Raw genomic sequence first — 17,759 nt, forward strand, 5'->3', positions numbered from 1 at the left:
TCTGGTTCCAGGGGGCCGAATGGGGTGCCCACGACACCCGGACGCCGCGCTCCCGAGCGGCCGGCGGCACAGCAAATCCCCTCAGTAATAAGCAGATTGACATACCATTGGGCCATCAAGGTGATTCCCTGACACCCGCTCACCCCGCCCAGCAGCGTGTCGCTGCGGACGCGATGAGGCGGAGTGCGTTAAAAGGGGCCGGCCGCGCCACACGCCAAGCCGTGCGCACCGACGTGCGCGAACGCAGAGCATGCCGTCACGTGAAAGCGGCGCGGGCACGCGGGACGCCGCAGGCCCACAAGGATGGCGTCCCGCCGTACGCCGTCGTTACGGGTCGAGCTGATTTCGGCTCCCACTGCGGGGAGGGCTGGCGGTCGCCCGCAGCCGGTCGCGTCATGAGAGAGCGGCCATGGAGGCTTCGGAGAGGTGGCGGCGGTCGCAGACCTGCCACTCGCCGTGGACTTCGGCCAGGGCGGCGGCGAGTCGGCCGAGGGCGGCGGGACTGGGGAAGCCACCAGGTAGCGGATCGCCTCGAGTATCGCGCGGTGGCGTGCCTCCGGGCCGGCCACCCGGCCACGCATCCAGCCCGGCACCGGCAGCAGCGGCCGGACGACCGCCCACTCCTCATCCGTCATGTCCGTCGGGCAGCGCGGCTGCCGGGCCCCTCTGCGGCACCCGGCATCTCCCGGTATTGCTCGGCCATTCGGCACCAACGAGCTGTTCAGGAGGCCCTTCCCGCATGTGCCAAGGGCCCCGCGACCACCCGATCAAAACACTCGTCCGAACTGAAAACGCCTACGAGTAGGGCAGTTTGGGCAGCTTCGCCCCGACGAGAGCGGTAAGCGTGCCTGCCGACGATGAGGTGCAAATTCGGGTGGCACCTTGCCGACGAAGGGCATGCAAGAGGCCCTCCCGGATTCTCTTGGCCGAGCGCCGCGAGGGCCGTGAAGCGCACGGAGGCGCTGTGCTCACGGTAGAGGCTGACCCGGTTCGGGTCCAAGTTCTGCTGGTTGCCGCCTAGTTGGTCCGTTCGGGATGCGGTGGGGTGCTGCGGCCGTGGGGGGCACGTTCCCGTGTACGCGGGACGGCCTGGGCAGCGTGGTGCGGGTGCGTCCGTCCCGGTCGAGGTGCGTGATCGTGCCGCAGCAGGGTACGTGTCCCCTCGTGCTCCGTCGGGGTGCCGGTCGTGTACGGGATCGCGGCAGGTGAACGGAGTACGGGGCGGGCCGCGGCCGAGCCGCCGACGTGGGGGCAGCGGCGAACGGCGCGAACCGAGCGACGGCGCGAACCGGAAACGGTTGGCTGACCATCATCGGGATCGCGCCGCGGCCGAACGTCGTGCGACCGACCAGGGTCCAGTTCTCACGGCACTGATCGCGCCGTCGGGGCGTAGGCGGGGCACTCCCGGAAACCCGCCGGCCCGGCCGCACACCGTCCGGCGCGGGAGCCGTCAGACGTCGTGAAGGTCCACGAACTTCTCGAAGAAGAACTCGTGTTTCAGAAACGACACGTCGTACTCGTGCCCCGGATACGGCGGGATCAGCTGGGACGCCTGGATCAGGCGCCAGCCGTCGCACAGGGCGGCCACGCCCGTCGCGTAGGGAGGCTCGTCGCTGTCGCCCGTGGTGGGGCATGTGCGGCCGGTACCGTCGTAGAGTGCCCAGCCGATGACGTCGGAGTCCAGTGCGGACGTGCCCAGGTACAGCACCAGAAGTTGCTGGCGGACGGTCGAGGAGATCGGGGCCGGGGTGGGGTTGGTCGCGGTCATGCGGGCACCTCCTGCGGTCGGTTCGAGACGCGGGTGACCCAGTGGTCCAGGTCGAAGTCCGCTTCGCCGGTCAGCGCCCGCCACAGCAGGACGCGGTTGTAGAGCTCCAGGCGACCGGTCGCCGGCTCGTACCAGGGGAAGACGGTGTTCAGTTCCGACGCCACGCCCGGGTCCGCCAGGTCCGAGGTGTCCCACAGCCGCCGCTGCCGCACGGTCGGGTTGAAGCGGATCTTGAACATGTAGCGCGGGGTGTCGCTGGCGTTGCGCCGCCCACCGTGCCAGAGGCCGTGGTGCAGAAACACCACGGTGCCCGCCGGACAGACCAGTCGGTGCTGGCCGCGCAGGTTCTGGTAACGGCCGGTGTCGCTCTCGTTCGTACGCCGCAGATGGCTGCCGGGCACGCTCAGCGTGCCGCCCATCTCCAGCGTCACATCCTGCGGGTAGTACATGAGCTGCACGTCGAACGCGTCGGTCCGTGCGTCGATGATCGCGTCCGCGTGCAGCGGCTGCGCCCGGCCCTCGTGCGGCTCCCGGACGTGGACGAAGTGGTGGTCGATGTTCGGATCGGGCCCGACGAGACTGTGCAGCGCGCCCGCCACCTCCGGCAGGTCGATGAGCCGGCGTATGAGGGACCCCTCGGCATAGGCTTCGGTGACCGGCGTGCCGTACGGCACCGGAGGGATTCCGGCGCCGAACACCTCCATGGCCTCGGCGTTCAACTCCGAAGGCACCACGGCGTCCAGGCGCAGTGACCCGTGGGCGACGAAGTGCGCCATCCGCACCGAGCTGAGCAGATGCTCTCTGGTTGTCGACATGTGCACCACGCTAGGGAAGGCATGGGGTCGGGCGCGTGGGTCCGGCTCACCACCGCTGGTAGGTTTTCACCATGCTTGAGACCGTGGTGTGCCTGGACGAGCCGCCGGTCGTGGCGAACGTCGGCGTCGGCGTCCACGGACCGGCCGGGCACACCGACGTCTTCCGCCTGCCCGACCTGTGGCAGCTGCACCTGTACCGGTACGAGGCCGACCTCACCGTCGACGGCACGCCCCATGTCATCCGACCCGGCCGGGTCAGCCTCATACCGCCCGCCACGACCGTCCGGTACCGCTACCGGGGCCGCTCCGAGCACCTGTACGCCCACCTGCGCCTGTCCTCCGGAGGCGCGCTCCGCACGGTGCCCGTCGTGCAGGACGCGGGACCGGAGCTGTCCATACTGTCCGCCCTGATGCTCCAGGCCGTCGCGGCCTGGCCGAGCGCCCCGCTCCGGGCCGCGGCCGAGGTCTGGGCCGCCCTGTGGCGCGTCGGCCACCTCACCCCGCCGACCCCGCAGGGCCCCCGGGACGGCCCGCACCAGGCCGTCACCGCCGCGATCTCCTACATCGAGTCCCGGCTGACCGACCCCCTCACCGTCCCGGAGGTGGCCCGCGCCGCCGGGATCTCCCACAACCACCTCACCCGGCTCTTCCGCGCGGCCACCGGCGAGACCGTCGTCGCCTACATCCGTCAGCGCCGCCTGGCACGCGCCCGTCACCTGCTGCGCGAATCCACCCTCTCCGTCTCCGCGATCGCCGCCACGGTGGGAATCCCCGACCTCCAGGCCTTCAACAAGGCCTGCCGCCGGGAGCTGGGAGCGTCACCCCGAGCCGTTCGTGAGACAGCGGGGTCCGCCCACGGGCGATCATCCGGACAGGCCCGTCGGTCGAACTGACCCGGTCTGTCGAAGCGCATCGGTAGGACCACCGGGGTCGGCACCAACGTCGCGGTCTACGACCCCGACATGCCCCGCTCCGGCATCCCGGGCCTGCTCCTCAGCGGAAGGCGTGGGGAGCGTCCGTCACCCCGGCGGCAGCGTCGCCGACGTCTACCCCGGGCAGACCGGCACCGAGGAGGGCGGGGGTCATCTCGCCCCGGGCACCGGCTTCGGCACCTTCATGGGAACGACGCGTGCGGCAGGCGCGCAGCCGACCATCACGGTGAACTACGGCACCGGGATGCCGCAGGAGGCGGCCTCCTGGGTGCAGTACGCGAACGTCACCAAGCACTACGGCGTTAAGTACGGGGAGGTCGGCAACGAACAGTACGGCAACGGCGAGTACGGCCCCCCGAGGGAGACCGGCCACCACTCCAGCCACGGCGCCCCGACCCACCCCCGGCACGTGAGACACCTCCCACCCTCGAAGGAGCTTCCCAATGCTGATGTCAAGCCGCTGCCGTGACAGGTGGTGTGGCTTGGTAGCACGCTCTGTCGCGGATCACGGCCCACAGGACATTCAGGCGGCGGCGAGCGAGCGCCAGCAGTGCCTGTTTGTGTCCCTTGCCTTCAGCCCGCTTGCGCGCGTAGTACGCCTTGGAGGCCGGGCAGCTCTTCAGGCTGGAGAGCGCGGACAGGTACATCGCGTTGAGCAGGCTGCGGTGGAAGCGGCGCGGTCGGCGGAGGTTGCCGCTGACACGGCCGGAGTCACGCGGTGCGGGCGCCAGGCCGGCGAAGCCGGCGAGCCGGTCGGCGCTGCTGAAGGCATCCATGTCACCGCCGGTAGCCGCGATGAACACAGCTCCCATCGTCTTGCCCATGCCGGGCAGACTGAGGATTACCTCGGCGTGTGGGTGCTCCCGAAACCGGGCCTCGATGAGGGCATCGACTTCCGCGATCTCCTTATCGAGGGCCATCACCCCCTTTGCAAGGCGGACCACCATGGCGGCGGCCAGCTTCTCTCCGGGAAGGGACGTGTGCTGGGCCTCGGCCGCCTCCACCGCCGCCCCGGCCAGCGTGGCGGCACCCCGGACCTTGCGGTTGCGCAGCCACGTCGCGATGCGCTTGGCCCCGCTGCGGCGGATCGCGGCCGGTGTCTGGTAGCCCGTCAGCAGGATGACAGGGCCCTTGTTGGTCAGGTCCAGAGACCGTTCCAACGCCGGATCTCCAGCAGTTGAGCGCGGAGCCGGTTGATCTGGCGGGTGCGGTCGGCTACGAGGTCAGTGCGGCGAGTGGTCAAAGTGCGCAGGTCGACGGCGCCTTCGTCGCCGGGCCGCAGTGGGCCGAGGTCGCGGCGCATGCGGGCCTGGTCGGCGATGATGAAGGCGTCCTTGGCGTCCGTCTTGCCCTCGCCCCGGTAAGAGGCCGAGGCGTGGTGCACGGTCAGGCCGGTGATGTAGACCATCGGCTGGCTGTGGCTGAGCAGCAGGCCGATCAGCAGGGCGGCGCCGCCGCCGTTGAGATCGACCGCCCACAGCACGTCCTCGTCGAGTGCCAGGACGTCACCGATCAGTTCCAGCAGGGCCGATTCGTCGTTCAGGACCCGGCTGGACAGCAGCCGTTCACCGTCCTGGTTGATCACCACGCATCTGACGAACTCCTCGCCTACCGGCCGGAGATGTCCCCGCCGGAGGACTTCGACGCCTTCTGGCAACAGACCCTGGCCGAAGCACGCGCCCGAGGCGGAGCGGTGAAGGCCGAGCGGGTCACCGACCGGTATCTGCTGAGCACCGTCGACGTGGACGACGTCCGCTTCCCCGGCTGGAACGGCGAACCGGTGGCCGCCTGGCTGCTGCGCCCGCGCGGGGCCGAAGGGCCACTGCCGGTCGTCGTCACTTACCTGGGCTACTGCGCCGGCCGCGGGCTGCCCACCGACCACCTCCTGTGGTCCGCGGCCGGTTACGGCCAACTCGTCGTCGACAGCCGGGTCAGGGCCACGCCACCTCCGGACCACAGTGGGGGCGACGGCACGCAATGGGTCGAAGGCTTCATGACCCGCGGCATCGACTCACCCCACAACCACTACTACCGGCGGCTCATGACGGACTGTGTGCGCGCCGTGGACGCGATAGCCGAACTGCCCGGGCTGGATGCCGGGCGGGTCATCGTCGCGGGTGGCAGCCAGGGCGGCGGCCTGGCCCTCGCGGTCGGCGGGCTCGTCCCGGACCGAGTGGCGGCGGTGCTCGCCGACGTCCCCTTCCTGTGCCACTTCCGCCACGCGGCGCGGACCAGCGGGGACGGTCCGTATCTGGAACTCGCCAAATACCTGCGCCGGCACAGTCCGCACCGCGTGGAGGCGACCTTCGCGACACTCGACTACTTCGACGGGGTCCACTTCGCCCTGCGTGCGAAGGCGCCGGCACTGTTCAGCGTCGGCCTCATGGACCCGACATGCCCGCCTCCCACCGTCTACGCCGCCTTCAACCACTACGCGGGGGTGGACCGGACCATGACCGCGTGGCCCTTCGCCGACCACGGCGACGGCTTCGGCTTCAACACGGCGGAGCAGCTGAAGTGGCTGCGCGAACGCGGGCTGGCTCCGCGGCAGTAGGGGTAAGGGGCCGGCCGCGCAAGCGCCGGTCCCCTTCCCTGGACGGAACGCGTCATCGCGGGGCGGTCAGGCCGTCGTGCCGGTGACCGCCCTCGGAGCCGCCTTGCCAGGTCTTCGGGACGCGACAGCATCGCATCACGCCTGACCGCAGCCGACGGTCCCCGCTCGACGCCATCGCACGGGCTCAACCTGCCGCGCTCTGACACCGATCAACCGAGCACCGACGACGCCCTCGGTCTCGTCAACACCGTCCTGGCAGCGGCCATCCACCCCCGCACCCTGCGCCCCTCCCTCTCCAACGTCTAGGGGAGACTCTCCGGCCCCGCGATCAACCCCATCGCGGTGCGCTGCGTCTGGCAGGTCCACCAGGCGCTCCCCGCCCCCTCGAAGAGCAGCTCGCCGAGATCGCACGGGAGGTCACGCTTCGCGGCGAAGTCACTTGACGCAGACGCCAGGAGGAGGCCGAAGCGGCACGCCAGAAGCGCATCCGCTGGGAAGCCGCCATGGAAGAAGCCCGCATCCGGTACGCGGAGACGTACCGCGTCAGGCACCTTGAAACCCCTTACGCGCTCATCGTGGACCGACCTGGGCACCGACTGACAGTGTCTACAACCTGTGCCATGTGGCGCCGCACAGCCCGACCAGGAGGGCAGACCTTACAGGCTTCGGCTTCAGGCTGCGTCCCGGGACAGCAGCCAGCCGCTCGCCAGCGTCGTCATCGAGCCCGTCCTCGGACTACCGGCCGAAGCCCGGTCCGGCACCCGCACGATCGGGAACGGTACGCCGATCGTTCTCCAGGGCCAGCACAACCTCTCCCGCGCCCAGTGGAGGCGATGCAACGGTCCGAAAGATTCTGGTTCAACGCAGCGTAGTCAGCACCAAGTCAGCACGGGAGTCAGCACCGCACCGTCGAAACACCCCTTAAATACGCATTCCGGACAGCACTGGTCTCGACCGCTTCCGGGCCCCTGAAGCAGCCCTCCCTGGCCCGGCATGGTGGCCGCACGCATAGCCGCCCCCTGAACTATGTTGCCCCACCACATGTGCGGCTGACCTGCATGTTTCTACGGTGTGCCGACACGTACCCGTCCCCACCGCACACGAGGAAGTGGCGCACATGGCCTCCGGAACCACCGCTCCCCCACCCCCTGCCAGTCTCCCCAGGATCGTCGCCGCCAGCCTCATCGGGACCACCATCGAGTGGTACGACTTCTTCCTCTACGGCTCCGCCGCCGCGCTGGTGTTCAACAAGCTGTTCTTCCCGGGCTCCGACCCGCTCGTCGGCACGCTGCTGTCGTTCCTGACGTACGCCGTGGGCTTCGCGGCCCGCCCGCTGGGAGCGCTCGTCTTCGGGCACTACGGTGACCGGCTGGGACGGAAGAAGCTGCTGGTGCTCAGCCTGCTGCTGATGGGCGGGGCCACGTTCGCCATCGGTCTGCTGCCCACGCACGCCACCGTCGGCAGCGCCGCGCCCGTGCTGCTCACCGTGCTGCGGCTGGTGCAGGGCTTCGCGCTCGGCGGCGAGTGGGGCGGTGCCGTCCTGCTGGTGTCGGAACACGGGGACGCGCGGCGGCGCGGCTTCTGGGCCTCGTGGCCGCAGACCGGCGCGCCGGCCGGGCAGTTGCTCGCGACCGGTGTGCTGTCGCTGCTCACCGCCGTACTGTCCGACGACGCCTTCGGCACATGGGGATGGCGGATCCCGTTCCTGCTCTCCGGTGTGCTCGTGCTCGTCGGTTTGTGGATTCGTCTGTCTGTCGACGAATCGCCCGTCTTCAAGGAGGCGCTGGAGCGGGCCGAGGCGCGGCGGGACGGCGTACAGGAGAAGCTGCCGCTCGTCTCCGTGCTGCGGCACCACTGGCGGGACGTACTCGTGGCGATGGGCGCCCGCATGGCGGAGAACATCAGCTACTACGTCATCACCGCCTTCATCCTCGTCTACGCCACCACCTCGGCCGGCGTCTCCAAGCAGACCGCGCTCAACGCCGTGCTCATCGGCTCGGCCGTGCACTTCGCCGTCATCCCGGCCTGGGGCGCGCTGTCCGACCGGGTCGGCCGGCGCCCCGTGTACCTGCTGGGCGCGGCCGGTGTCGGGCTGTGGATGTTCCCCTTCTTCGCGCTCGTGGACACCGGCTCGTTCGGGTACCTGATCCTCGCCGTCACCGTGGGACTCGTGCTGCACGGCGCCATGTACGCGCCCCAGGCCGCCTTCTTCGCCGAGATGTTCGCGACGCGGATGCGGTACTCGGGCGCCTCCATCGGCGCGCAGTTCGCCTCCGTGGCGGCCGGCGCGCCCGCCCCGCTCATCGCCACGGCGCTGCTCAAGGACTACGGCGACTCCACCCCGATCGCGCTGTACGTGATCGCGGCCGCCGTGCTGACCCTGATCGCGGTAGGTCTCGGGCGGGAGACGCGGCACCGCGATCTGGCCCAGATCGACGGTGAGGACGAGGACACCTCCGAGGCGAGCCCGGCCGCCGAGGCACGCACCGTCTGAGCGACGCCGTCGCCTTCCCGCGTCCGTGCCGACCGGCCTTCGCCGGCACCGTACCGACCTGACCGGCCCCCGCGCGGGGGCCGGTCAGTGGCGTCCCGGGGTCGCCAGCCGGTGCAGTCGCAGGGCCAGTTGGATCTCCAGGGCCCGCGCGGGTGTCTGCCAGTCCTCGCCCAGCAGGCGGCCCACGCGCTCCAGCCGCTGCGCCACCGTGTTCACATGGACGTGCAACGCGTCCTTGGTGCGCGCCGGGCTCATCCCGCCCTCGAAGTAGGCGTCCAGGGTCCGCAGCAGTTCCGTGCCGCGCCGCTCGTCGTACGTCACCACCGGGCCGATGGTCCGCTCGACGAACCCGGCGATGTCGCGTTCGCCCGCGAGGAGCAGGCCGAGGAAGCCGAAGTCCTCGGCCGCCGCGCCGTCCCCGGCCCGGCCCAGCAGGTGCAGCGCGTCCAGGCAGCGGCGGCCCTCGGCGTAGGCGGCGGTCACGGCCTCGGGGTGCCCGGCAAGGTCGGTGACGGGTGCGGAGGCGCCGACCGTGACCGGCTGGTGGACGGCCGTGCCCAGATGGCGGGCGGTGCGGCGGGCCACGTCCGTGGCGGTGTCGCCGGCGCCGAGGGGCAGCAGCAGGACCGTGCCGCCGTCGCGGGCCGCGGCCAAGCCGTGCCGGGTGGCCGCGAGGTGGGAGGCGGCGGACCAGAGCCGGCGGCGGGCCGCGGCCTCCTCGTCGGCGTCGGCCGCCGGGCCGTCGAGGCGGGCGGCGAGGACGACATGGGTGGCGTCCAGGTCCGCCTGGAGACGGCTGGCGCGCTCGCGCAGCAGTCGTGGGTCCCGGTCGCGCGCGTCCAGCAGATCGTCCAGGAGTTCGCCGCGCACGCGCTGTTCGGCTTCGGCGGCGGAGCGGCGGGCGAGCAGCAGCAGGGAGGTCACCATCGCCGCGCGCTCGAAGGTGCGCTGGTCGACGGGGTCGAGGCCGGGGTGTCCGCGCAGGACCAGCGCGCCGAGGAGTTCGCCGCCGGCGGCCACCGCGGCGATCCAGTCGCTGCCGTGCCGTACCGCGTGCCCCTCGGCGCGAGAGGCCTCCAGCGCCTCGGCCGGTGCCGCCGTGGCCTCGGTGAACTCGACGGTTCCGGCGAGGACCTGGGAGACGGCGGCGGCCACGTCGTGGACTCCGCCGCCGCGCAGGACGAGTTCGGCGAGCCGGTCGTGGACGTCGGACGCGCGCTCGATGACGGCGCTGCGGTCGCGGATGATCTCGTTGGCGTGCTCCAGGCCGGCCAGGGCGGCGCGGGTCTCGGTGAGCAGGTTGGCGGTGTCGATGGCCGCCGCGGCGAGCGCCGCGAAGGAACCGAGCAGGGCGATCTGCCCGCGTTCGAAGACCCTCGCGCGCCGGTCCGCCGCGAAGAGGACGCCGATCACGTGCGGGCCGAGCATCAGGGGGACGCCGAGGATGGCGACCAGCCCCTCGTCGCGGACGCCGGCGTCGATGGTGAGGGTGTGCTGGAAGCGGCCGTCCTGGAAGTAGTCGTCGGTGACGTACGGCCGCGCGGTCTGGGCGACGAGGCCGCCGAGCCCCTCTCCCATGCCGAGGCGCAGTTGCTGGAAGCGGGCGGAGACGGAGCCCTCCGTGACCCGCATGTAGGTGTCGCCGCGGGCCGGGTCGTTGAGGCTGAGGTAGGCGACGTCCGTGCCGAGCAGGGAACGGGCGCGCTGCACGATCGCCTGGAGGACGGCGTCCAGATCGCGGAGTCCGGCCAGGTCGTGGGCGGTCTCGAAGAGCGCCGACAGCTCCGCCTCGCGCCGCCGGCGGCCCTCCAGTTCCGCGCGTACGCGCAGGGCGAGCAGTCTGGCCTCTTCCAGCGCGGCGATGCGGTCGGCCGGCTCGCCCTCGGCTCGGGCGCGCAGCACGGGCTGCTCGTAGGCCTCGACGGAGGCGTCGCGGGCCAGCAGGCCGAGGTACGGGGCCTCGGCGCTGCCGCTGGGTGCCGACTGCAAGTGATCGCGGGACATGGTCACAGGATTCCGTATGGGCCACCCGGCCCGGCAGCCCTGTGGAAAACTCCCGGAGCCGGTGCCGCCGGGCCGGTCAGTGGGCCGTCCACCCGCCGTCCAGGACGAGCGAGGTGCCGGTGACGAAGGACGCCTGCGGGCTGCACAGGTAGGCCACGGCCTCGGCGACCTCCTCGGGTTCTATGAGCCGCCGCACGGCGCTGTCCTTCAGCAGGATCTCGGAGACCACGCGGTCCTCGGGGATGCCGTGGGCCTGTGCCTGGTCGGCGATCTGCTTCTCGACCAGTGGGGTGCGCACATAGGCCGGGTTCACACAGTTCGAGGTCACTCCATGGGCGGCGCCTTCCAGGGCGGCCGTCTTGGACAGCCCTTCGAGGCCATGTTTGGCAGCCACATAGGCGGACTTGAAGGCCGAGGCACGCAGACCATGGACGGAGGACACATTGACGATCCGGCCCCAGCCCTGCTCGTACATATGGGGGAGGGCGCCGCGGATGAGGCGGAAGGGTGCCTCCAGCATCACGGTGAGCACCGTGTGGAACACCTCGGGCGGAAACTCTTCGATGGGCCGCACGAGTTGCAGGCCGGCGTTGTTGACCAGCACATCGGTGCCGGCGGCGGCGCGTTCGGCGGCGTCCAGGTCGGTGAGGTCCACGACCACGGGGACGACGGTGCCCGCGAGGTCGCCGGTCCGCTCCGCCTGCTGGGCCAGCTCGGCCAGGCCGGCCGCGTCCCGGTCGACGGCGCGCACCTCGGCCCCGGCGGCGGCGAGCCGCAGCGCGCAGGCGCGGCCGATGCCACTGGCGGCACCGGTGACGAGGGCGGTGCGGCCGCCGAGGTCGAGGCTGAGGGGCTGGGATCGGGGGCCGGGCCCCGGAGGGGGGGTGGGCGAGGTCATGTGCCGACCCTAAGCGGAGCCCCACGGTCACCACATGTGGTGACCACCCATACTTCAGCTGGCAGCCATAGGGTCAAACCATGTGGGTGCATCCGACATGGCTTGCTTGATCCGGAAGAGCCCGAACTCATGCAGCTCAGGCAGCGCGTCGACCGTGAACCAGCCGACCTCCAGCGACTCGTCGTCGTTGACCCGGGCCTCGCCTCCCACGGCCCGGCAGCGGATGGTGATGTCCATGTACTGGCACGCGTCGCCGTTGGGATAGGTCATCGGCTCCAGCGCCTGGACCAGGACGACCCGCTCGGCGACGCACTGCACCGCCGTCTCCTCGAAGACCTCCCGCACCGCACAGGCCGCGGGCTGCTCGCCCGGCTCCGGGATGCCGCCGATCACCGACCACTTGCGTGTGTCGGACCGCCGGCCGAGCAGCACCCTGCCCTCGTCGTCGAAGACGATCGCGGTGACCCCGGGGAGCCACAGCAGCTGTTGACCGGCGGTTGCCCTGAGCGTACGGATGAAATCGGGAGTAGCCATGATCCCGACCCTAGCGGGCCGGTGTGCCGCGTCAGGGCCGGTTCCGGGGTCGTATGACGGTCATACGGCGGTCGTACGGCACGCGTACGACACAGCCACGGCTACGCGTCACCGGCGCGCCGGGCGCGCAGTCCGGACCCGATCGCCCAGCCGACCCCGCCCGCGGCGACCAGCGCCAGGGCGATCTCCGGGAGGATGCCCAGCTCGGTGGCGGGCGTCGTGGACGTGCGCAGCGGCACCTTCTGGACGAGATAGGCGGGCACGAACATGCCCGTCTTCTGGGTGATCCGCCCGTCCGGCGTGATGACCGCGCTGACCCCGCTGGTCACCGGCACGGTCACGGTGCGGCTGTGCTCGACGGCGCGGATGCGGGACATGGCGAGCTGCTGGTAGGTCATCTCGCTGCGGTCGAAGGTGGCGTTGTTGCTCGGCACGGAGATCATCTCCGCGCCGTGCGTGACCGTGTCCCGCACGGCCCAGTCGAAGGCGGCCTCGTAGCAGGTGGCCAGGCCCACCTTGGCGCCGTCGATGCCGAACACGCCCGGCTCGGTGCCCCGGCTGAAGTCCTGGCGGGCCATCTCGGTCCAGCTCTTGTTGATCGCGCCGACCAGCGAGCGCAGCGGAAGGTACTCGCCGAAGGGCTGGATCTGCCGCTTGTCGTAGGTCTGCGTCGCTCCCTTGACCGGGTCCCACAGGATCTGTTCGTTCAGCAGCTTCCCGTCCCGCTCGACCACGCTGCCGACGGAGATGGGCACGCCGATGTCCTTGGCCGCGTCCTCGATGACGGCGGCGGCGTCCGCGTACTCGAAGGGGTCGATGTCGGAGGAGTTCTCCGGCCACAGGACGTAGTCGGGCTTGGCGACCTTGCCCGCCCTGACGTCGGCGGCGAGCTTGTGCGTCTCGCGCGCGTGGTAGTCGAGCACGGCCCGCCGCTGGGCGTTGAACTCCAGCCCGGCGCGCGGCACGTTGCCCTGGATGAGCGCCACGGTCGCGGTGCCGTCCTCCGCGGAGTCGCTCACCAGCGCGCGGGCGGCGACCGCGCCCACCACCGGTACCGCCACGCTGAGCAGGGCGGCGGTCGCGGCGGCGCGTCGCACGACCCGGTTCCGGCGCCGCTCGGCGATCAGCCGGCCGGCCTCGTACAGGCCGAAGCCGCACAGGACGACCGCGAAGCCGAGCACGGGGGTGCCGCCCACCGCGGCGAGCGGCAGGAAGACGCCGTCCGCCTGACCGAACGCGACCTTGCCCCACGGGAAGCCCTGGAAGGGCACGCGCGCGCGTGCCGCCTCGCCCGCCGTCCACACGGCCGCGGCCCACACCGGCCAGGCGGGCAGCCGGGAGACGGCGGCGACACCCACACCGACCAGCGCGACGAAGACCGCCTCGATGGCGACGAGCGCCACCCAGGGCAGGGGGCCGACCTCCACGCTCGTCCACACCAGCAGCGGCAGCAGGAAGCCCAGCCCGAAGAGGTAGCCGAGGCCCAGGGCGGCCTTCCAGCCCCGGCCGCGCAGCACCCAGCCGAAACCGGCGAAGGCGGGCAGGGCCAGCCACCACAGGGGGCGTGGCGGGAAGCTGACGTAGAGCAGCACTCCGCAGAGCGCGGAGGCGACGGCCGGGACCAGGCGCAGCAGCCGGCCGCCGCGTGCGCCGGAGGTGCGGCGCGGCTGGAGCTGGTCCGACTGGTCCACGGAAGTTGCGGTGACGGTCACCCGGGTGAGTGTACGGCGGGTGACGTCACCGCCGACAGCGCGGTCGGGGCCCCCGTAGACCGGCGTTCGCCGCTGGTCGGCGCCTGTTCCCGCCCGTGGTGAGGGTGGTTCTCGCGACGCCGCGGGATCGCGGTGCTGCTCCGCGCACGTCCCCGAACCGGTCATGAGCCGTTACGGTGTGCCCAGCTTCGGCGGCGCGGCCGGACCCGGCGCGCGGCCGTGGCCTGCCACAGGCCGGGGGACCGGGTACGAGGGGCGACGGGTGGGGTCGACGGGGACGGGGTCCGCCACCGGTGCGTACGGTGCGGACGCCCACAGCACGCGAAGAAACGCCTCCGACGGGACGGGCATGATCCTGTTGGGGGGCTGCGCCGGGTGGTCGCTGATCACCGCTGCGGCCGACGACGGGCGGCCCGAGGGCATGCTGCTCGCGGTGCTCGCCGTGGCCGCCGGGTATGCCGCGGGCCGGGTCTCCGGTGCGCTGCTGCCGGTGGCGGCGCCGGGCGCCGGTGCCGCGGCGGGACTCGCCCTCGCCGTGACGCTGCCCGCGCTCTCCCCCGGTCCCTGGTACGCCGCCCCGCTCGGGCGCGCCGGTGCCACGGCCGCCCTCCTGACGCTGGCCACCGGGGCCGCGTGCTGTGCCGCCTGGGCGACGTCCGTACCGGCCCTCCGGCTGGTGCTGCGGGCGCTGGCCTGCGCCGTCGTGGCGGCCGGTGCGGTGCTGGGGTCGACGGCGGGCTGTGTGGCCGGCATGGCGGTCCTGCTGTGCTCACTCGCCGCCGGCTCGGCGCGCAGCCGGGGGCCGTGGCCGGCGGGGACGGCCGTGGCGGCGGGCCTGGCGGCGGCGGTCTGGGCGGTCGCCGGGGAAGCGCTGCCCGGCCACCTCACCGGGGCGATCGAAGGGCGGTTCAGCGCACACCGGGTCCTGTTGTGGCGGGACGCCCTCGGGCTCGCGGGCCGCCACAGCGGTCTCGGGATCGGACCCGGCCGGTTCGGTGATCCGGGCCCGGGGGCACCGCGGACCCTGCTGTCCGACGGCAAACCGCACTCGGCTCCCCTGCAACAGGCGGTCGAGCAGGGCCTGGTCGGGGTGTTCCTGCTGGTCGCCGTGTTCTGCTGGGTCCTCTACGCGCTGTGGCGCAGCCCGCGCCCCACCCCCGTCGCCGTCACCGCGGGCGCGGCCCTGACGGCGCTGGCCGCACTCGCCTCGGTGAGCGACGCCCTCGGTTTCACGACGGTCACGTCGGGCGCGGCCCTCCTGGCCGGCTGGGCCACGGCCCGCCCGTGGACGGGCGAGACGGCGACGCCGGGACTCTGAGCGGAGGCCGGTGGGCGCCATGGGTGCCGACGGCCGGCGCGGGCGTGACGCCGCGACGGGTCAGGCCGCCGTCCCCGGCTTGATCGTCCGCAGGCGGTCCCTGATGACCCGTACCGCCGTTTCCGCGTTGTCCACGGTGATCGTGAACGTGTGGCCGTCCCACAGGCGCAGCACGATGCCCTCGCCACGGCGTACGACGACCGCGGTCCCCTTCTCGGGGCGCCAGCGGTAGCCCCAGCCGCCCCAGTGCCGGGGGGTGACAAGAGCGGTGAAGTCGGCGCCGGCCACGTGGGAGAGCGGGATGCGGCGGCGCGGCAGACCCATGTGCCCGCAGCGCACTTCGACGCACTCCTTGTCGAGCTTGAGGTCGACGTGCACGAAGGCGAGCGTGCCGAAGAGGACCAGCAGGCCGGCCGCGATGCAGCCCACCACGGACATCACGAGCGGTGCGATGCCGGAGCCCCAGGCCGAGTCGACGGCCAGCTCGATGCCGAGCGCCATACAGGCGGCACCGACCAGCGCGAGCAGCCACTGGACCCGGTTGGTGGCGCGTCCCGTCCAGACGTCCGGGCGCGGGGTGTCGTCGGCGTCGGGGTGGTCCCTCATGTCTACGAGGTTACTCAGGTTTCGCACCGCGGGTAGGGCGCGGCGCGGGGTGACTGGCCCGGCCGGGGCACGGCGGACCGCACGACCGGGCCGGTGCCGCGGAGGTCAGCGCACGGGGCTGACGGCTTTGAGGAAGCGGCCCTCCTCGTAGGACAGCGCCGTGTCCGGGAGGGTCGCCTCGCGTCCGCTGAGCAGCACCGTGAGCGTGGTGTCCGCGACGGCGGCCGGGACCGAGTCCGCTCCGATCCGGCGCAGGGCCTGGGCGGCCACCGCGCCGGCGGTGCCGTGCAGGATGAGCGGCGGGCGGCCGGGCCGCTGGACGGCCGCCCGGATACGCTCGGCGACCAGCTCGTAGTTGGTGCAGCCGAGGACGAGCGTGGTGACGTCGTCGGGGGTACGGGCGGCGGCCGAGGCGATGGCGGCGTCGATGGCCGCGTCGTCCGCGTGGTGCACGGCGTCCGCGAGGCCGGGGCAGGCCACCTCGGTCACGGCCACGCCGGCGGCGAACTCCTCGATCAGGCCGCGCTGGTAGGCGCTTCCCGTGGTGGCCGGGGTCGCCCAGATCGCGACGGGCCCGCCGCCCGCGGCGGCCGGCTTGATCGCCGGTACGGTACCGATGATCGGCAGGTCCGGCTCGAAGCGGGCCCGCATCGCCGGCAGGGAGTGCACCGACGCCGTGTTGCAGGCGACGATCAGGACATCGGGCTCGTGCGCGGCGGCGGCCGCGGCGACGGCGACGGCCCGCTCGGTGATGTCCTCCGGGGTGCGCGGTCCCCAGGGCATGCCGTCCGGGTCCCACGACAGTACGAGATCCGCGTCGGGTCGCAGTCGACGTACCGCGGCGGCGGCGGGCAGCAGGCCGATTCCGGAGTCCATGAGCGCGATCTTCACCCGGCCACGATAGACGATGCGTCCTCGTGAGCCGGTCGGGTGGGGCAGACTGCGGCCGTGAGCGCCTTCCTGTGGATCACCGTCGTATCACTGGCCGCCTGGTGCTGGCTGCTGCTGGGCCAGGGCTTCTTCTGGCGCACGGACGTCCGGCTGCCGGGGCGCCGGGACCCGGACGCGTGGCCGTCGGTCTGTGTGGTCGTACCGGCCCGTGACGAGGCCGCCGTGCTGCCCGTCGGCCTGCCGTCGCTGCTGGCGCAGGACTATCCGGGGCGGGCGGAGGTCTTCCTGGTGGACGACGGCAGTACGGACGGCACCGGGGACCTGGCCCGCGAGCTGTCCCGGCGGCACGGCGGGCTGCCGCTCACGGTGGGATCGCCGGGGGAGCCGCCGGCGGGCTGGACGGGCAAGCTGTGGGCGGTGCGGTACGGCATCGGGCTGGCACGCGCGCGTGACCCCGAATACCTGCTGCTGACGGACGCCGACATCGCGCACGCGCCGGACAGCCTGCGTGGGCTGGTGGCGGCGGCCGACACCGGCGGCTTCGACGTCGTGTCACAGATGGCGCGGCTGCGGGTGGCGAGCCTGTGGGAGCGGCTCGTGGTCCCGGCGTTCGTGTACTTCTTCGCGCAGCTGTATCCCTTCCGGTGGATCGGCCGGCCGGGCTCGCGCACCGCCGCGGCGGCGGGCGGCTGCGTCCTGCTGCGCGCGGACATGGCCGAGAAGGCGCGCATCCCGGAGGCCGTCCGGCACGCCGTCATCGACGACGTCGCGCTCGCGCGCGCGGTGAAGCGCTCGGGCGGTCGCGTCTGGCTGGGACTGGCCGACCGGGTGGACAGCGTGCGCCCCTATCCCCGGCTGCGTGACCTGTGGCGGATGGTCTCGCGCAGCGCCTACGCGCAGTTGCGGCACAGTCCCGCGCTGCTCCTCGGTACGGTCGCCGGGCTCGCGCTGGTGTACCTGGTCCCGCCGGCCGCCGTGGCCGTGGGCGCGGCCGGCGGCACCGGGGCGGTCGCGCTCGTCGGGGCCGTGGCGTGGGCGGTGATGGCGGGGACGTACGTGCCGATGCTGCGCTACTACCGGCAGCCGCTGTGGCTCGCCCCGCTGCTGCCGTTCACCGCGTTCCTCTATCTGCTGATGACGGTCGACTCGGCCGTGCAGCACTACCGCGGGCGCGGGGCCGCGTGGAAGGGCCGCACCTACGCCCGCCCGGACGCCGTGGCCGACGAGGGCTGA

General features: G+C 72.4%; 14 protein-coding genes and 1 pseudogene. 6 read left to right on the top strand and 9 right to left on the bottom strand.

What is annotated here, in order from left to right; genetic code table 11:
- Window positions 1-1,450: 1,450 nt before the first annotated feature.
- Together IE273_RS31255 and IE273_RS31260 are read right to left on the bottom strand one after the other, a co-directional pair.
- Entirely contained in the window at window positions 1,451-1,768 is a 318-nt protein-coding gene (locus IE273_RS31255) for a hypothetical protein (protein ID WP_189818527.1), read from the bottom strand.
- A complete protein-coding gene (locus tag IE273_RS31260; protein ID WP_189818528.1) occupies window positions 1,765-2,583 on the bottom strand; it encodes a phytanoyl-CoA dioxygenase family protein in 819 nt (272 codons plus the stop codon). The genes IE273_RS31255 and IE273_RS31260 overlap by 4 nt, the downstream gene beginning before the upstream one ends.
- Before the next feature lie 71 nt (window positions 2,584-2,654).
- Between IE273_RS31260 and IE273_RS31265 the strand changes: the two genes are divergently transcribed.
- Both IE273_RS31265 and IE273_RS31270 read left to right on the top strand, forming a co-directional pair.
- A complete protein-coding gene (locus tag IE273_RS31265) occupies window positions 2,655-3,476 on the top strand; it encodes an AraC family transcriptional regulator (RefSeq protein ID WP_189818529.1) in 822 nt (273 codons plus the stop codon).
- Window positions 3,477-3,588: 112 nt separating this feature from the next.
- Window positions 3,589-3,984, top strand: coding sequence for a hypothetical protein (locus IE273_RS31270; RefSeq protein ID WP_189818530.1), 396 nt, complete (start codon window positions 3,589-3,591; stop codon window positions 3,982-3,984).
- Here the strand turns inward: IE273_RS31270 and IE273_RS31275 are convergent.
- Window positions 3,968-5,103: pseudogene (locus tag IE273_RS31275) on the bottom strand (IS110 family RNA-guided transposase). The gene IE273_RS31270 and the pseudogene IE273_RS31275 sit on opposite strands and share 17 nt — an antisense overlap.
- A gap of 33 nt (window positions 5,104-5,136) precedes the next feature.
- Here IE273_RS31275 and IE273_RS31280 point away from each other — a divergent pair.
- Complete coding sequence (locus tag IE273_RS31280) at window positions 5,137-6,069, top strand: acetylxylan esterase (protein ID WP_189818531.1); 933 nt, start codon at window positions 5,137-5,139, stop codon at window positions 6,067-6,069.
- A 1,117-nt stretch (window positions 6,070-7,186) separates the two neighbouring features.
- Window positions 7,187-8,563: an MFS transporter gene (locus IE273_RS31285; RefSeq protein ID WP_189818532.1), complete on the top strand. Its 1,377-nt coding sequence runs from the start codon at window positions 7,187-7,189 to the stop codon at window positions 8,561-8,563.
- A gap of 84 nt (window positions 8,564-8,647) precedes the next feature.
- Here IE273_RS31285 and IE273_RS31290 read toward each other — a convergent pair whose 3' ends face one another.
- The 4 genes from IE273_RS31290 to lnt all read right to left on the bottom strand — a co-directional run bounded on the left by IE273_RS31290 (window position 8,648) and on the right by lnt (window position 13,711).
- A complete protein-coding gene (locus IE273_RS31290) occupies window positions 8,648-10,567 on the bottom strand; it encodes a helix-turn-helix domain-containing protein (protein WP_189818533.1) in 1,920 nt (639 codons plus the stop codon).
- A gap of 76 nt (window positions 10,568-10,643) precedes the next feature.
- On the bottom strand, window positions 10,644-11,465 hold the full coding sequence (locus tag IE273_RS31295; RefSeq protein WP_189818534.1) for a 3-hydroxybutyrate dehydrogenase: 822 nt from the start codon (window positions 11,463-11,465) through the stop codon (window positions 10,644-10,646).
- 54 nt (window positions 11,466-11,519) lie between these two features.
- Window positions 11,520-11,999, bottom strand: a complete 480-nt coding sequence (locus IE273_RS31300; RefSeq protein WP_189818535.1) for an NUDIX hydrolase — start codon at window positions 11,997-11,999, stop codon at window positions 11,520-11,522.
- Window positions 12,000-12,100: 101 nt separating this feature from the next.
- Entirely contained in the window at window positions 12,101-13,711 is a 1,611-nt protein-coding gene (gene lnt / locus IE273_RS31305) for an apolipoprotein N-acyltransferase (protein WP_189818536.1), read from the bottom strand.
- 349 nt (window positions 13,712-14,060) lie between these two features.
- Here lnt and IE273_RS31310 point away from each other — a divergent pair, with 349 nt between their 5' ends.
- On the top strand, window positions 14,061-15,029 hold the full coding sequence (locus IE273_RS31310; RefSeq protein ID WP_189818537.1) for an O-antigen ligase family protein: 969 nt from the start codon (window positions 14,061-14,063) through the stop codon (window positions 15,027-15,029).
- A 60-nt stretch (window positions 15,030-15,089) separates the two neighbouring features.
- Here the strand turns inward: IE273_RS31310 and IE273_RS31315 are convergent, their stop codons facing one another.
- Window positions 15,090-15,635 carry a hypothetical protein gene (locus tag IE273_RS31315; protein WP_189818538.1) on the bottom strand — a complete coding sequence of 182 codons (546 nt, stop codon included), beginning with the start codon at window positions 15,633-15,635 and terminating at the stop codon, window positions 15,090-15,092.
- A 105-nt stretch (window positions 15,636-15,740) separates the two neighbouring features.
- Window positions 15,741-16,526: a glutamate racemase gene (locus IE273_RS31320; protein WP_189818539.1), complete on the bottom strand. Its 786-nt coding sequence runs from the start codon at window positions 16,524-16,526 to the stop codon at window positions 15,741-15,743.
- A gap of 39 nt (window positions 16,527-16,565) precedes the next feature.
- Between IE273_RS31320 and IE273_RS31325 the strand changes: the two genes are divergently transcribed.
- A complete protein-coding gene (locus IE273_RS31325) occupies window positions 16,566-17,759 on the top strand; it encodes a glycosyltransferase (RefSeq protein WP_189818540.1) in 1,194 nt (397 codons plus the stop codon).

Source organism: Streptomyces olivaceoviridis, from assembly GCF_014650115.1.
In the GTDB taxonomy this organism is placed as follows: Bacteria; Actinomycetota; Actinomycetes; order Streptomycetales; family Streptomycetaceae; genus Streptomyces; species Streptomyces olivaceoviridis.

What these genes read in the sequence shown, in the direction of transcription:
- IE273_RS31315 (WP_189818538.1), bottom strand. Translation starts at nt 15,635, where the DNA reads ATGAGGGACCACCCCGACGCCGACGACACCCCGCGCCCGGACGTCTGG.
- IE273_RS31290 (WP_189818533.1), bottom strand. Translation starts at nt 10,567, where the DNA reads ATGTCCCGCGATCACTTGCAGTCGGCACCCAGCGGCAGCGCCGAGGCC.
- IE273_RS31295 (WP_189818534.1), bottom strand. Translation starts at nt 11,465, where the DNA reads ATGACCTCGCCCACCCCCCCTCCGGGGCCCGGCCCCCGATCCCAGCCC.
- IE273_RS31265 (WP_189818529.1), top strand. Translation starts at nt 2,655, where the DNA reads ATGCTTGAGACCGTGGTGTGCCTGGACGAGCCGCCGGTCGTGGCGAAC.
- IE273_RS31310 (WP_189818537.1), top strand. Translation starts at nt 14,061, where the DNA reads ATGATCCTGTTGGGGGGCTGCGCCGGGTGGTCGCTGATCACCGCTGCG.
- IE273_RS31255 (WP_189818527.1), bottom strand. Translation starts at nt 1,768, where the DNA reads ATGACCGCGACCAACCCCACCCCGGCCCCGATCTCCTCGACCGTCCGC.
- IE273_RS31260 (WP_189818528.1), bottom strand. Translation starts at nt 2,583, where the DNA reads ATGTCGACAACCAGAGAGCATCTGCTCAGCTCGGTGCGGATGGCGCAC.
- IE273_RS31300 (WP_189818535.1), bottom strand. Translation starts at nt 11,999, where the DNA reads ATGGCTACTCCCGATTTCATCCGTACGCTCAGGGCAACCGCCGGTCAA.
- IE273_RS31285 (WP_189818532.1), top strand. Translation starts at nt 7,187, where the DNA reads ATGGCCTCCGGAACCACCGCTCCCCCACCCCCTGCCAGTCTCCCCAGG.
- IE273_RS31280 (WP_189818531.1), top strand. Translation starts at nt 5,137, where the DNA reads ATGTCCCCGCCGGAGGACTTCGACGCCTTCTGGCAACAGACCCTGGCC.